Source organism: Streptomyces sp. CG4 (assembly GCF_041080655.1).
Lineage (GTDB): Bacteria > Actinomycetota > Actinomycetes > Streptomycetales > Streptomycetaceae > Streptomyces.
The window spans coordinates 4,180,195-4,193,254 of the sequence record NZ_CP163525.1 but is presented as its reverse complement, the minus strand read 5'-3'; the positions used below and the strand labels follow the sequence as shown (position 1 = coordinate 4,193,254).

Sequence of the window (13,060 nt, the reverse complement as noted above, 5' to 3'; positions counted from 1 at the left end):
CAACCGTACGTCTGCCGCAACCGGAAGCGGCTGGGTCGAAGGGCGCGGCACGGTAGGGGCCGCGTCACTTGAAAGGCCGTTCTCCCACGTCAGAACGGTGGTGATGCTGCGGCTGCTGGTACGTGTGCACCTCACAGCCGAGGGCCGGCAGGGTAAGGGGGCACCACCTCGCCCCTGCCCTGTCGCGACAGGTGCCCGGATGCGCGCCGCTCTGGACACAACACTGGCCGCCGCGCAGTTCCCCTGGACACAGCACAACACTGCCGCCCGCGATCGAAGCCGGGCGGCAGAGCGGGCGGACGAATTGAATGCCAGCTCACTTCCGAACCCACACGCGACACGACCTCCACTCACCGGGTCTCCGAACCCATTCGAGCGAAACGTCGCACGCCAGGAGGATCGGTCCCTACGTGAAAGCCAGCGCTCATGGAGCAGATGACCCACCTGTTACCGAAACCGTCCCGCGAAGGGGGACGTGGCAGGGGCGAGCATGTAGCGGAGGAAAGCGGCGAGGTCGGCGAACGCTGAACGCGGTCACTCATCTCACCGTGGGGGCGAGACGCTATCCCAGAAGAGGCGCTCGGTCAGTTCCAACCGTCCAGCGACACCTGAGGCCCGCCGGCCAGGTAGCGATGAAGGGCGCTGGCGGTGGTCTCCACGAACTCTTCGGGGATGGCACCGGTGTCGACCCAGCGGACTTGGGCGTGCTTGCGCGGTTCGCGGTTCTCCGGCTCGCCGGACCATTCATGGGCGACGAAGACGACCGTGAGGAAGCCGTTGGGGGCTTCCACGCCCCAGGCGCCGTGGATGACGTGGGCGACCTTGAGCGCTTCCGGCTTGACGGTCATACCGGTCTCCTCGTACAGCTCGCGGACGGCCGTCGCGGTGATCGGCTCGCCGGGCTCGCTCTTGCCGACCGGGAGATCCCACTTGCCCCTGCCGAATTTGGCCTGGTCGCTGCGCTGGAGGAGGACCACGCGGCTGGTGGCCTTGTCATGGACGATGACGGCGGCGACCAGCAGGGTCATGGAGTCCAGGGTGGGCATGAGCGCTTTTGGCTGGTCATCGGCTGTCGGCTGAGCCACGGGGGTCCCTTCCCCGACCGGATCGGTGGGCATCTCGGCCGTACCTCTCGATCGGCTCCTCTACTTGAAGGCGAGCTCTCGGAAGTTGTTGCGGACATCGGTCAGCGGTGCGCGGTCGCGGGTGTAGTAGAGCTTGTTGGTCAGGAGCACCGCCCAGCGGTCCTTGGTGGGTGAGATCCACATGCCCGTGCCGGTGAAGCCGTAGTGGACCCAGACGTCCTCCTCGATGGTGGTGCCGGGAGCGGGGTGCCAGAACAGGCCGCGAGCGGGCTGGAGCTGCCCCGTCTCGATGGCCAGGGACCCGTTGATCCACTCGATGCCGAAACCAGCCCGGAGCTGTGACGCTGCGGGGGCGAGCATGTACTGGAGGAAGACGGCGAGGTCGTCGAGGACGGTGAAGGCGCCGGCGATGCCGCAGACGCCGCACAAGAGGCGGGCCGAGAAGTCGTGGGCGACTCCCTTGAGGTGGGTGTCGGTGTCCTGGTCTAGTTCGGTGGGCGCGCAGCGCGTCGCGAGGCTGGCGGGCAAGGGGCCGAAGCGGGTGGAGGTCATGCTCAGTGGGAGCCAGGTGCGGATGGTGGCCAGTTGGTCCAAGGGCTGGCCGGAGAGGTGTTCGGCGAGATAGCCCAGGATGAGGGCGGCCCGGTCGGTGTACTCGACGGCTTCTCCGGGTGTCCGATGAAGTTGTTCTTGGAGGACGCCTCGGCGAATCTCGTAGGGGTCGGTGCCGTAGAGGTTCTTCAGCTGCGCCCGCAGCGGGACGCCGGCGGTGTGCGTCAGCAGCTGCCGGGCGGTGACGGATCCGAGCGGGTGCCCGGTGACCTCCTGCCAGAAGCTGCCGAGCGGCTGGTCGAGGTCGAGGGTGCCGTCCTCCCACAGGGCTCCGATGGAGGACCAGACGGCCAGGATCTTGGTGAGGCTGGCGGCGTCGAAGACGGTGTCGGTGCGCATCGGCACCCCCGGCTCGTCGGGGTCGAGGACCCCGGTGGTGCCCCGGGCGAGGGTGCCGGTGGCGTCGCCGAGGGCCCACACGGCGCCCGGGTACACCTTGTCGCGGACTCCCTCGTCGAGGAGGGCTTCGATGCGGTCGCGGTCGTACGTCATGGTCTCCCTCTTCGCCGGGGTGTCCCGCCGGTCAGCGTAGTGACGTTCGTGGAGCGGTTCGGGTAGTGACGTGTCGGGTCGTCTGGCGGTCGGTTCAGGTGAGCTGTCGGCCGAGGTCGGTCAGGGATCGTGCGGTCGCCGAGAGGGGATAGCGTGCCGCGTTGGCATAGCCCGCCTGCCGGAGGGCAGTCATCAGCCCGGGTGTCCTTCTCAGCCGGTCGAGGTCGCGCGCGAGTGCGGCGGAGTGGGTGAAGTCGGTGGCCATGCCGGAAGCGGCGAGGGCTTGATTGAGGCCGGGGACGGGCTGGTAGAGGACGGGGAGCCCGCACGCTTGGGCTTCCAATGCGACGAGTCCCATGGCTTCCAGGGTGGTGGACGGCACGACTAATACGTCGTGTTCGGTGAAGGCTTTCCATAGCTGTGGGCGGCGGAGCCAGCCGAGGTAGCGGACCCGTACGCCGGCTCGCTGCAGCAGTGGGGCCAGTACGTGGAACTGGGCTTTGGGCGCTGCGACGCTCAGCTCGATACCGGGCACGGGAGCCAGGCTCTTGATCAGGGCCTCGGCACCCTTTTCGTTGGTCAGGCGTCCTGCGTACAGGAGCCGCAGGTGGCTGGCGGAGGTGCGTGCCGGCCGGGCGGGCGGGGCGGTAAGCAGGTGGTCGGGGATGCCCCAGGGGATGTGGGTGATCTTGCGGCGTTCGATCTGCGGGGCGAGCTTGAGGAGGCGGTCGGCCATTGCGGTGGTCGGGACCACGATGGCGTCGGCGGCCCTGGCTGTTTCGCGTAGCACCTGGAGCTGGTCTCGGTGGGTCTCGGCGAAGAGCAGGTCCGTGCCGTGGACGAGGGCGATCCGGGGATGCGAGGGCAGAGCCCGGATGAGGGCAGGAGTGGCGCCGAATGCGAGGTGCTGCAAGTGGAGGACGTCGATCTGTGTGGGATCGAGCGTGGCTGTAAGCGCTCTGCGCAGGGTGGTGACGTAGCGGCTGAAGGCTGCTCCTTCCAGGCATTTGCCTGCTGCGGGGAGCAGGTTGAGGCCGGCGGGTGGACGGGGAGCGTGACCAGGTGGTGCGAGCATGAAGGCGTGGGCCGGGATGAGGGGTTGCTCGCCGGTGTAGAGGTCGAGGAAGAGTTCGACGCTGCCGCCGGGGCTTCCGGCGGGGAGATCCAGGAAGGTGGCGGCCATCGGGCCGGTGGCCGAGCTGGCGTTCACCGCATTCCTCCGTCGATCTCCTCGTAGAGGCGCGAGATGTCGATGCCTTCCGTGGACGCGTACTTGGCCGGCTGCTGCTGGTAGCTGGCCGGGGCGCCGAAGGTGGTGAGGAAGACGAGCTTGCCGAAGGTCATGCCCGGATACACGCGCACCGGTTGGGTGGCGCGGATCTCCAGCGTCCAGCGGATCGCATGGCCCTGGTGTCCGAGCGGAGCCGACACGTGGACCCAGATGCCCAGGGAGCCGATGGTGCGGTCGCCGTTCAGCAGCTGCGCGTACGTCTCCGAACCGGTCCGTTCCAGGGTGATGCCGAGGTAGAGCAGGCCAGGGCGCAGCACCAGGCCGGCGTCGGGGATGGACTGCTCGGTGAAGGTGGTGGGCATTGCGGCGTCGAGGTCGCCGTCGCAGACGCGGATGGTGTTGCCGAGGCGCCAGTCGTAGGCGTTGGGGGAGACGCGGCTGGGCTCGTACGGGTCGATGGTGATCTCGCCGGCCTGGACGGCGGCGGCGATGGCGGGGCCGGTGAGGATCACGAGGCCACCGCCCGGAGTCGGGTGAGGTCTCGCCAGTAGACGGAGGGCTGCGGGCCTGTGGCGGCCTGGTACTTGCCGCGGTAGAGGTCGATGGCGCCGGTGGAGAGGAAGAACATGATCTGCCCGATTTTCATGCTGGCGTACACGCGCAGCGGTCGGATCGGGGTGAGCATGAGTGTCCACTGGCCGTGGAAGCCGATGTCGCCGATGGGGGCGGTGATCTCGACGAACAGGCCGAGGCGGCCGACGGAGGAGCGGCCGAACAGCAGCGGGACGAAGGTGTCGGAGCCGACCTCTTCGAGGGTGTGGCCGAGGTAGAGCTCGCCTGGCTGGAGGACGTGCCCGTCCGGGCCGATGGTGGTTTCGCGGGTGGGGTTGGGCCGGTGGGCGTCCAGGACCGTGCTCGTGTACGTGATCAAGGTGGGGCCCAGACGCACGTTGTAGCTGTTGGGGTTGACCTGGTCGGCGGCGAAGGGGGTGATGCGGAGGCGGCCGTCGTGAGCGGCTGCGGTGATCTCCGGGCCAGTGAGGATCATTAACTGCCTCCTTCCGCGGTGTCGGGGGCGGTGAGGACGTGCTGGACAGCCTGGTCCAGACGCAGGCCGGCCTCGTGCGTGCGCTCGCCGAGGTAGTTGTCGGCGAGGTAGTCGGTGGTCAGCACGGTGGTGACGGCATCCAGCAAGGGATCGGGGGCGGTGACGAGCGGGCCGGTCTGGGTGGTCAGATGTGACAGCCAGCCGGGGAGGTCGCTGCGTGCCTGCTCAGGTACGTGGGCGTGCACCAGCTGGTTGGCGAACGGTTCGATGGAGAGCAGGTGGCCCTGGGTGAGGGTGTCGCCGAGTGGTACGGCGCGTAGTGCCGTCTCGTTGAGGATGACCGTGTCTGCCCCGAGTGCCGTACGCAGGCGGGCGGTGAGGTCCACGAGCAGGCTGCGCCGGTCGAGGGACTGGTGGCGGTAGGCCGGTCTGATCGGGCCGAGGACGCCGGCCAGCTGCTGCTTGACGTCCTCGATGCGTGAGTGCAGGCCCGCAAGCTCCGTGGGAACGACGCTCGGGGCCCGATCCGGGAAGGACGTGGTGCCCGCACCCCATCCCGTGCCCACGGGCGTGGCGATGGCATAGCCGCCGGCGAGTTCCCGACCCTTGACGACCAGGGTGTCGTCGACCCGGACCGGCCCGTACTGATCGCTGTGGCAGTGCCCGGCGAAGACCACATCGAGGAACGGACAGGCTGCCGCGAGTTTCCGGTCCTCGTCGAAGCCGGAGTGGCTGAGCAGGACCCAGCTGTCCACCTCGTGGTGGTGAGCGAGCATCAGCTCGCGTAGGGCCTGGACGGGATCAGTGACGCAGTGGCCGGCTCGCTGGGCGACCGGGATCGAGTGGAAGGCTTGTCGGCCGATCACAGCGGTTACGCCGATGCGACGTCCAGTGATGTCCGCGATGTACAAGCGGCGGAAGAGTGCGTCGCCGGTGTTGGCATCGACGGCGTTGGCACAGACAGTGTGCAGGTGGAGGTCGGGTTCGAAGTGGTGGGGCCAGCCGTGGTTGCCAGGGGCCAGCACGTCGTACAGCCCGAGCAGGATCTCGCGCTCGATCGTGCCGCGACCGAGGCGGTAGTACCCACTGCCTTCGAAGAAGTCGCCGCAGTCCACGATGAGCGAGGTCGGGCGCAGCGCGTGGAGGTGTGTCAGGAAGGGCGCGGCGTTGTCGAAGGCGGAGTGGACGTCGGTCGTGGCAATGACCCGGCGGAGGTTCCGGCCGTCGGTGGTCATGGGGTGACCTCGCAGATGTCGGCGCCCAGGGTGCGCAGCTTGCCGGACAGGTCGGCGTGGCCGCGGCGCAGCTGGTCGAGGCCGCCGATGGTGGTGACGCCTCGGGCCGTGAGGCCGACGACCATGAGGGCGGACCCGGTGCGGATGTCGGTGGCTTCGACGCCCGCGCCCGTCAGCTGCTGGGGCCCGGTCAGGCGGCATTCGGTGGGGGAGATCTCCTCGATCCGGGCGCCTAGGCGGGTCAGCTGCGGCAGCAGGTTGCCGTGGCGGCCGGGATTGATGGCGTCGGCGAACAGATGCGTGCCGGGCAGTCCGAGGGCGAGTGCCATGAGCGGTGGTTCGAAGTCGGCGTCGAGGCCCGCAGGGCTCAGAGAGGCGATGGCCCGCAGGGGACGACCAGTGGGGGGTGTCTCATACGCGCGGACAGTAAGGCCACCCGGCTCCGCGTCTGCGGGGATGCCGAGCTGATGAAGGGCAGCCACGAACGGGCCTACGTCCTTGCCCTGCACGCCGTCGATACGGGCAGTACCGCGCGTCGCGGCGATCGCGCAGGCCAGCGTGGCTGCCTCGATCTTGTCTCCGGGCACGGTCCAGGCAGCGGGGGCAGTCGGCGGCGAGGAGGGCGGCGAGAGAGTCAGTACATGCTCGTTGGCGCGCGTCTCCCAGCCCACCGAACTCAGGGCGTCGAGCACGCTCAGGACTTCGGGCGAGAGGTTGGGTTGGCCCAGCCGTAAGGGCCGGCCGGTTGTGAGGGCGCGCAGTGTCGCGGCCACGGTCGCACCGCGAGAGCGGAAGGGCAGTGCGATGGAGACGGTGCCCGTGTGAGAGCTGAGGGCTTCGATGCCGTACCCGGAGCTGTCCTGCCGGCTCCGGTCGCCGAACGCCTCGTACACCTTGAAGTGCAGCTCCATCCCGCGTGCACCGATCCGGCAGCCACCCGGCCAAGGCAGCCGCGCCTGGCCGTAACGCGCGAGCAGGGCGGGGACGAGGTAGTACGAGGCGCGGATGTGGGCTGCCTGCGCCAGATCGGGCAGTCGTTGAGATGCCTCCGTCGGCAGGATCACGTAAGTGGTTGGTTCGCCGACGGGCTGCGTGACATGCCAACCCGCCTGGTGCAGCAGAGTGAGCATGATCTGGACGTCCGTGCTGTCCGGGACGTTGCTCAATCGGCCCGGGCGACCGAGGGCCGCCGCGGCGGCCAGGAGCGGCAGAGCGGCGTTCTTGGAGCCGTCGACGCTCACGGTGCCGGCGAGCGGCGGCCCGGGGCGTACGGCGATCACCTCGGCGGCCACGCCGGGGGCGTGGGTGGTCGTCATCATCAACTCCTCTGGAGGGGCGGGAAACAGGCGACTTCCTGGCTGGGTTTGCTGGTCAGGTCGATTTCGGCCCAGCAGCGCTTGCCGTTCTTCGTCGGTTCGGCGTGGTACCGGTCGGCGAGAGCGGCGACGAGGAACAGACCCCGGCCGCCCTCGCTGTCCGCGTCGGGCAGAGCTGGCTGGGGTAGGACCGGGCTCGTGTCGCAGACCTCGATCCGCAGGACGGCCTCGTCGAGACAGACCGCGAGCGAGACGGATCCGGTGCCGGCGTACTGGACCGCGTTGGTGACGAGCTCGCTGACCAGCAGTTCGGCTGTGTGCACCACCTCGGCGCCCAGTCCCGAGCCCCAGCCCGCTATCGCGTCCACGGCCTGGTGCCGGGCCTGGCTTGCTGCGGCGGGCATCGCGGGTAGGGAAAGAGCGAGCTGGTGCGCTTCCATGAGCGGCCTCCCGGTGTAGGTGGGGCCACACCAAGCAACCAGTCCGTCGCCGCGAGTGGTGAGCCCTGACGCGGGCGATGCATGACTTATGCAGGGGCTGCATCACGGCCAACTACGGCTGATCTATGCTCGATTGAGCAGGCAGGATCAGCGACGGCGGAAGGAGCCGTGGCAGATGGCCGACGCGCATGGGGAAGCGAGACGGATCGGAGACCGGATCCGTCGGGCACGGGTGTTACAGCGGCGTTCACAGCACGGCGTGGCCGCAGCGCTTGGGTATCACCAGTCCAAGGTGAGCCGTCTGGAGAGCGGTCGCGGCACGGAGGACATCCGCGTATTACGCGCCATCGCGCAGGAACTGAACATCCCGCCTCATGAGTTGGGCCTCGCCCCGTCTCAGGACGTCTCCGCCGCCGATCGAGAAGCTGACGACATGCACCGCCGCACCTTCCTCGCCGCGAGTATCGCAGCGCTCGCGGCCCCGGCCGGCTCTTCGGCCTTGCACACCGCCCTCGTCCAGGCCCTCCTGCCCGGTCCCGGCCCCGCGGGCACCGGTGGCCCCCAGGGCACGGCCGTCCTGTACGAACGCGTCGGATCAGCACTGAGGCTCTTCCACACCTGCCAATACACGGAGTTGGAGCGCACCCTCCCGAGCCTGATTGCCGACCTGCGACTGGCGGTCGGTGATGCGACGGACGGGGACACGGTGTCCCGGCTCCTGGCCACGGCGTACCAGACGACGACGAGCCTGCTGCTCAAGCAGCACGACCAGGGCAACGCATGGCTCGCCGTCGGCCGGGCGATGGCAGAAGCCGAACGCTCAGGCGACCCAGTCGTCCTCGCCTCCAGCGTCCGTGTCCAGGCCCACGTGCTGGTCCGTGAGAAGCACGCCACGGAGGCCGTCACCTTGGTCCGGCACACCGCCGACCAGCTCACCGGCTCCTACGACCGGCGTTCACCGAAGTACCTCGCCGCCGTGGGACTGCTGCTCCTGCGCGGTGTGACCGCGGCCAGCAGTCGTGGTGATCGCGCGGCCACGAAGGAATTCCTCACCGAGGCGAAAGAAGTCTCGCGGTACGTCACTCTCGACCGGCCCGACGCCTGGGCCACCTTCAGCCCGACCAACGTCGCCCTGCACGAGCTGAGCGCCCTGGTGGCCTTCGGCGACGCCGGCCTCGCCCTTCAGGCGGCCAGGCCCCTCATGCGCCGGCACATCCCGGTCCCCGAACGCCGGGCCGCACTATGGGTCGAAGCGGCTCGCGCCTACAGCCAGCAGGGACGCCTGGCCGACGGCTACCAAGCCCTGAGGATCGCCGAGACCTGCGCCGCCCAGGACATCCGCCGCCCCGACGTCCGCCACCTGGTCGCCGATATGGCCGCCCGCGACCGCCGACGTACCCTGCCGGAACTGCACCACTTCAGCCGCCAACTGGGAGTCCCCGCGTGACCGAACCGACTGCCCCGGACAAGAAGCCCTTCCTGTACGTCGTCGTGTGCGCGGCAGGCGTGGCCCGTGACGTCGGCAAGCTGATCACGGCCGCCCAGGAGGCGAACTGGGATGTCGGCGTCATCGCCACACCGCAGGGATTTGGCTTCATCGACGCTACGGCGATCGAGGCACAGACCGGCTACCCGATCCGCTCCGCCTGGCGTTCACCGGGAGACCCGCGCCCACTGCCCCCGGCGGACGCGATCGCCGTGGCTCCCGCCACCTTCAACACGATCAACAAGTGGGCCGCCGGGATCTCCGACACCCTCGCCCTGGGCATCCTGTGCGAGGCGTACGGCATGGCCATCCCGACCGTGGCACTGCCCTACCTGAACTCCGCCCAGGCCGCCCACCCCGCCTACCAGCAGAGCCTGGACCGGCTACGGGGGATGGGTGTCCTGATCGGTTCCTGCGAACCGCACCGGCCGAGGGCCGGCGGCGCGGCGGACCGCTTCCGCTGGGAGGAAGCACTGGACTTGCTGGAGCCTCTGGTCAACACGGTGCGGTGACGCTGTTCCCTCGGTGTGGGAAACCTGAAGGGTGGACGCGACAGGTACCTCCGCGCCCGCTGACGGCATCACCGGTGTCGAGCAGGTGCCGCCAGGCCAGGCTGTGACGGGCTGGATGGAGTCTGGCCAGGCTGTGCCGGTCGGGCTGCAACCCTGGTGCGGGCTTGGGCAGCCCGTGCTCGGGCGCTGGGAGCCTGCCGGGCGGCGAGGCGTTGGACGCGCCAGGTGAGGGTCCTGGCGGTGGAGCGGGCGTCGTCGAGGGTGCGCTGACGTGCGGCGTGCTGGAGGAGTTGCTCGGGGTCGTGGCCGGCGTTCTCGGCTTCGGTGAGGACTGCGGCCAGGGCGGGCCAGGCAGGGTCGTCGAGGACCTGTTGGGCGTGGTCTGGCAGGATCACGAGGATCCACTGGGCGTGCCGTTCCATGGCGCGTGCCGGTGGTTGGCGCTGAGCCAGGGCGGCCAGCGGCCCGGCAGCAGCCTGTCGGTAGGCGGTCTGGAGATGGGCCAGGGTCTGGTGGGCGGCGGCGACCTGCTGGTTGTGCCGGCGGGCTTGGTGCCAGCGAGCTGTGGCGATGACGATGAGGACGGCGATGTCGAGGAACATCGCCAGCCCGGAGCCGTCGCTGGTGACCGGCGCGGTGCGCAGGGCTCGGACGGCACCCCGCAGGGCGCGGGCCTGGTCCTGCTGGGCGCGGATGCGGGAGCGGGTGGCGCGCTCGAAGGCGACGGCGGCCTGCTGCAGATGTGGCCGCAGGTGGCTGGGGGCGAGCAGCGGCAGGACGTCGATGGCTTCGCCGAGCGCAGCGATGTGGGCCTGGGCGGCTTCGTCGTCGCCGTGGTCGAGGTGGTGGAGGATGCGCTCGGCTGCTGCCGTGGCCTGGTGCCACGGGTTGGGCCTGCGTCGGCTGCCCGGCTCCGCTGCGGGCGGGGCATCGATGGCGGTGAGGAGTTCGCGGATCTTGGGGAAGGACAGGTCGGGGGCGAGTTTGGCGCCGGAGAACCAGATCGGCTCGCCGGCGGCGTTGGTGTCGCCTTCCACGGCGACCTTGTACCCGCGCACGTCACCGGAGGGAAAGTGCTGCACGTCCACAAGGACGCCCTCGACGCCGTCGAGCAGAAGGAGGAACTCCTCCGGGCTGGTGGCGATGGACACTAGCTGGCGGACGGTGGTGCGCAGGCGTTCGCGGGAGGTCTGGGTCTTGCCGACGCGGCGGGCCTTCTCCGTCTCGGCGCGGGTGGGGCGCTTGGCGGCGGTGCGGTCGCCGCGCACGACCTGCTTGAGGCCGTATTCCTTCTCGATGGCGGCGAGTTCCTTGTCGGCGGTCAGGTAGTCGTTCCAGTGGCGGGCGGTGCGCAGGTCGCCACGGACCTTGGTGGCGGCGATGTGGATGTGGTCGTCGGCGTGGCGGACGGCGACCCACCGGCACCCGTCCGGATCGCCTTGTGGCGCGATGCCAGTGGCCGCCACAACGCGGCGCGCGATGTCCGCCCACTCGGCGTCGGTGAGGTGCCGGTCGCCGGGGGCGGCACGTACCGAGCAGTGCCACACGTGCCGCTCGGGCGCCCGGCCCAGTCGGCGGGCTTGCTTAATCCGCAGGTCGAGGTCGGCCACGAGCCGCTTCTTTGTGGCGTCGAAGCCGTCGGCGCGGCCGGGATCGGGAGCGAAGCCGTCCCAGGAAGCGACCAGGTGCGGGTCGGTGTGGTCCTTGGCCTTCTTCGTGTCGAACAGATACCGGATCAGGCCGGCGGTGCTCTTGCCGCTGCCGATCTTGGCGATCACCAGGCCGCCTTCACGGAGACGGCGTGGTTCATGGTCTGCGCGATGTCGCTGATGGCGCCGCGGACGGCGACCAGGGTGCGTTCGGTCTGGGCGAGGACGGTGGCGTCCACAGGGTGTGGATCGCCTCCGGCGTTGAGGCGGTGCGCGATCTGGTTGACGTTGTTGCCGATGCGCGCGACTTCGGCCCGTAGGGCGTCGAGCTTGTCGAGGCAGTCATCGAGCTGGGTGCGCTGCCCGGCCAGGCCCACGGCGAGATCACCGTCGAGGTAGGCCGTGATCACGGCGCCGACGAGGTGGGCGCCGGCGATGCCCATCTTGCGGGCACGGGTAAGGATCCGGGCCTTCTCATCGCTGCTGTAGCGGACATCGACACGTTGCTTGCGCTGGACGCTCTCGCGGGTACGGCGGCGAGCGATGCGACGCAGGGTGACTTCGTCGGCGGGGGCGGCGGGCGACTGTTCGGCTGCGTCGCCGGGCGTTACCTCCTCGGGCACCCCCTGGTGCCCGAGGTCCTCCGCCACCCCCGGGGCGGAGGTGCCTGCGTTGGACCGGCCCTTGGACGGTCCAACGCCATACCTTGCTGCGCTGGTGGCGATGGTCATCATCTGCGTCCGGTCGGTGGCGAGTTCGGGGTGCTGGTCGTGCATTGAGGGGTTCTCCGTGCGGTGTTGGGGGGCGAGGCCGTGTCGCCTAGTGGGCCGCTCGTCCCCGCTCCGGGCTGTGCGGGAACGAGCGGAGGGGGTCGATCGGGGTGGGGCGGCGGCCCTCAGCGCGTGCCGACGGGGGCCGTGTCGGGCTCGGCCTGTCGCTGGCGGGCAGCCCGGTCGAGTTCGGCCTGTACTCGGTCCTTGAGCTGAGTGAGACGGTCCTTGCCGATGCGGTACTCAGCGGCTCGGATGGCCGCCTCGATGTTGCGGCGTGAGGCACGGTCCCCGCGTCCCAGCGGTGCGGTGCGGGCGATGGCGAGGAGTTCGTCGAAGGTGACATCCCGTTCGTGGCCCTCGTCTTTGGAGAGCGGCTTCGGGGCCCGCGGCACGTTGGCGGCTGCCTCCGCCAGGTCTGGGCGCTCGGCCACGTCACGCGAGCTCTGTGCCTCCTTCGGCAGGAAGTCATCGTCTTGCGAACGGGCAGGCCGCATGGCGCTGTGCGTGCCGTTGTGGCTGTGGCCAGAGGAGTTGTGGCCCGGTGTGGCGGCGGCCTCTTCGCGCAGACTCGTGGGGTGGCGGCGGATGACGAGGTCGAGGTGGACCGCGCCGGCCAGGGCGAGCGGAGCTATCGCGGACAGGGCGCCGACGGTGACATCGTCCAGATGGAGCCCGGCGGTGTGTGCCTGCTGGTTGAGGCGGACGGCGTGCAGAGCGTTCGCCCAGATGCTCGTGACGGTGGCGAGACCGACCAGTGCCCAGACGTACAGGCGAGAACGCCAGGGCGCGGTACGGAGGATGAGCAGGGCGGCGACGCCGATGGCGATGAACCCGTCGATCACGAGGGGGAAGGCGTAGGTGAGGACTCCGCGGATGTGGATGGCGACGGCCATCTGCCGCAGGGCGTCGTAGGAGAGGGCGAAGCCAATCGTGCCGACCAGGGCGACCCCGAGGCGGATCGCTACGGTCACTGGCGGCACGGGGGCTTGGGCGGTGCGTGAGGGCAAGCGTGGTACTCCAGGGGGAGACGGGTGCCTAGGCGCGGTGCGGGGTTGCCAGTGGGGAGGGCGGCGGACTCGTCGCACCCGTCGCATGCCTGGTCAGGGCAGGTACGGGAGCCTGGCGTGATACGGGAGCACCCGTCACAGTTGCCGGACCCGTCACGGGGATGACCTGCGGTG

Annotated in this window: 13 protein-coding genes; 2 read left to right on the top strand and 11 right to left on the bottom strand. The window is 69.7% G+C overall.

Translation table 11 applies throughout. From position 1 onward, the window contains the following. Window positions 1–584: 584 nt before the first annotated feature. The 8 genes from AB5L52_RS19065 to AB5L52_RS19030 all read right to left on the bottom strand — a co-directional run bounded on the left by AB5L52_RS19065 (window position 585) and on the right by AB5L52_RS19030 (window position 7,459). Window positions 585–1,118: an NUDIX domain-containing protein gene (locus tag AB5L52_RS19065; RefSeq protein ID WP_369365180.1), complete on the bottom strand. Its 534-nt coding sequence runs from the start codon at window positions 1,116–1,118 to the stop codon at window positions 585–587. A gap of 27 nt (window positions 1,119–1,145) precedes the next feature. After that, window positions 1,146–2,189: a serine hydrolase domain-containing protein gene (locus tag AB5L52_RS19060; protein ID WP_369365178.1), complete on the bottom strand. Its 1,044-nt coding sequence runs from the start codon at window positions 2,187–2,189 to the stop codon at window positions 1,146–1,148. Window positions 2,190–2,283: 94 nt separating this feature from the next. Then, complete coding sequence (locus tag AB5L52_RS19055) at window positions 2,284–3,372, bottom strand: glycosyltransferase family 4 protein (protein ID WP_369368930.1); 1,089 nt, start codon at window positions 3,370–3,372, stop codon at window positions 2,284–2,286. 23 nt (window positions 3,373–3,395) lie between these two features. After that, window positions 3,396–3,932 (bottom strand): deoxycytidine triphosphate deaminase, encoded by a 537-nt coding sequence (locus AB5L52_RS19050; RefSeq protein WP_369365176.1) that lies wholly within the window; start codon window positions 3,930–3,932, stop codon window positions 3,396–3,398. Further along, window positions 3,929–4,468, bottom strand: a complete 540-nt coding sequence (dcd, locus tag AB5L52_RS19045; protein ID WP_369365174.1) for a dCTP deaminase — start codon at window positions 4,466–4,468, stop codon at window positions 3,929–3,931. Before dcd ends, AB5L52_RS19050 begins: the two co-directional genes overlap by 4 nt. Continuing rightward, window positions 4,468–5,703, bottom strand: coding sequence for a bifunctional metallophosphatase/5'-nucleotidase (locus tag AB5L52_RS19040; RefSeq protein WP_369365172.1), 1,236 nt, complete (start codon window positions 5,701–5,703; stop codon window positions 4,468–4,470). The genes dcd and AB5L52_RS19040 overlap by 1 nt, the downstream gene beginning before the upstream one ends. Beyond that, the gene (locus tag AB5L52_RS19035; RefSeq protein ID WP_369365171.1) at window positions 5,700–7,019 is read right to left on the bottom strand and encodes a UDP-N-acetylglucosamine 1-carboxyvinyltransferase; all 1,320 of its coding nucleotides are present in this window, start codon (window positions 7,017–7,019) and stop codon (window positions 5,700–5,702) included. Before AB5L52_RS19035 ends, AB5L52_RS19040 begins: the two co-directional genes overlap by 4 nt. Before the next feature lie 2 nt (window positions 7,020–7,021). Then, complete coding sequence (locus AB5L52_RS19030; protein WP_369365170.1) at window positions 7,022–7,459, bottom strand: ATP-binding protein; 438 nt, start codon at window positions 7,457–7,459, stop codon at window positions 7,022–7,024. 175 nt (window positions 7,460–7,634) lie between these two features. On the opposite strand from AB5L52_RS19030, the gene AB5L52_RS19025 reads away from it, so the two are divergent. After that, complete coding sequence (locus tag AB5L52_RS19025; protein ID WP_369365169.1) at window positions 7,635–8,906, top strand: helix-turn-helix domain-containing protein; 1,272 nt, start codon at window positions 7,635–7,637, stop codon at window positions 8,904–8,906. Next, a complete protein-coding gene (locus tag AB5L52_RS19020) occupies window positions 8,903–9,457 on the top strand; it encodes a flavoprotein (protein ID WP_355941094.1) in 555 nt (184 codons plus the stop codon). The genes AB5L52_RS19025 and AB5L52_RS19020 overlap by 4 nt, the downstream gene beginning before the upstream one ends. Before the next feature lie 68 nt (window positions 9,458–9,525). Here the strand turns inward: AB5L52_RS19020 and AB5L52_RS19015 are convergent, their stop codons facing one another. The 3 genes from AB5L52_RS19015 to AB5L52_RS19005 form a co-directional block, all read right to left on the bottom strand. Beyond that, on the bottom strand, window positions 9,526–11,235 hold the full coding sequence (locus AB5L52_RS19015) for a mobilization protein (RefSeq protein ID WP_369365167.1): 1,710 nt from the start codon (window positions 11,233–11,235) through the stop codon (window positions 9,526–9,528). Next, a complete protein-coding gene (locus tag AB5L52_RS19010; protein ID WP_369365165.1) occupies window positions 11,232–11,882 on the bottom strand; it encodes a MobC family plasmid mobilization relaxosome protein in 651 nt (216 codons plus the stop codon). The genes AB5L52_RS19015 and AB5L52_RS19010 overlap by 4 nt, the downstream gene beginning before the upstream one ends. 119 nt (window positions 11,883–12,001) lie before the next feature. Beyond that, window positions 12,002–12,859 carry a DUF2637 domain-containing protein gene (locus tag AB5L52_RS19005; RefSeq protein ID WP_058083974.1) on the bottom strand — a complete coding sequence of 286 codons (858 nt, stop codon included), beginning with the start codon at window positions 12,857–12,859 and terminating at the stop codon, window positions 12,002–12,004. Window positions 12,860–13,060 lie beyond the last annotated feature (201 nt).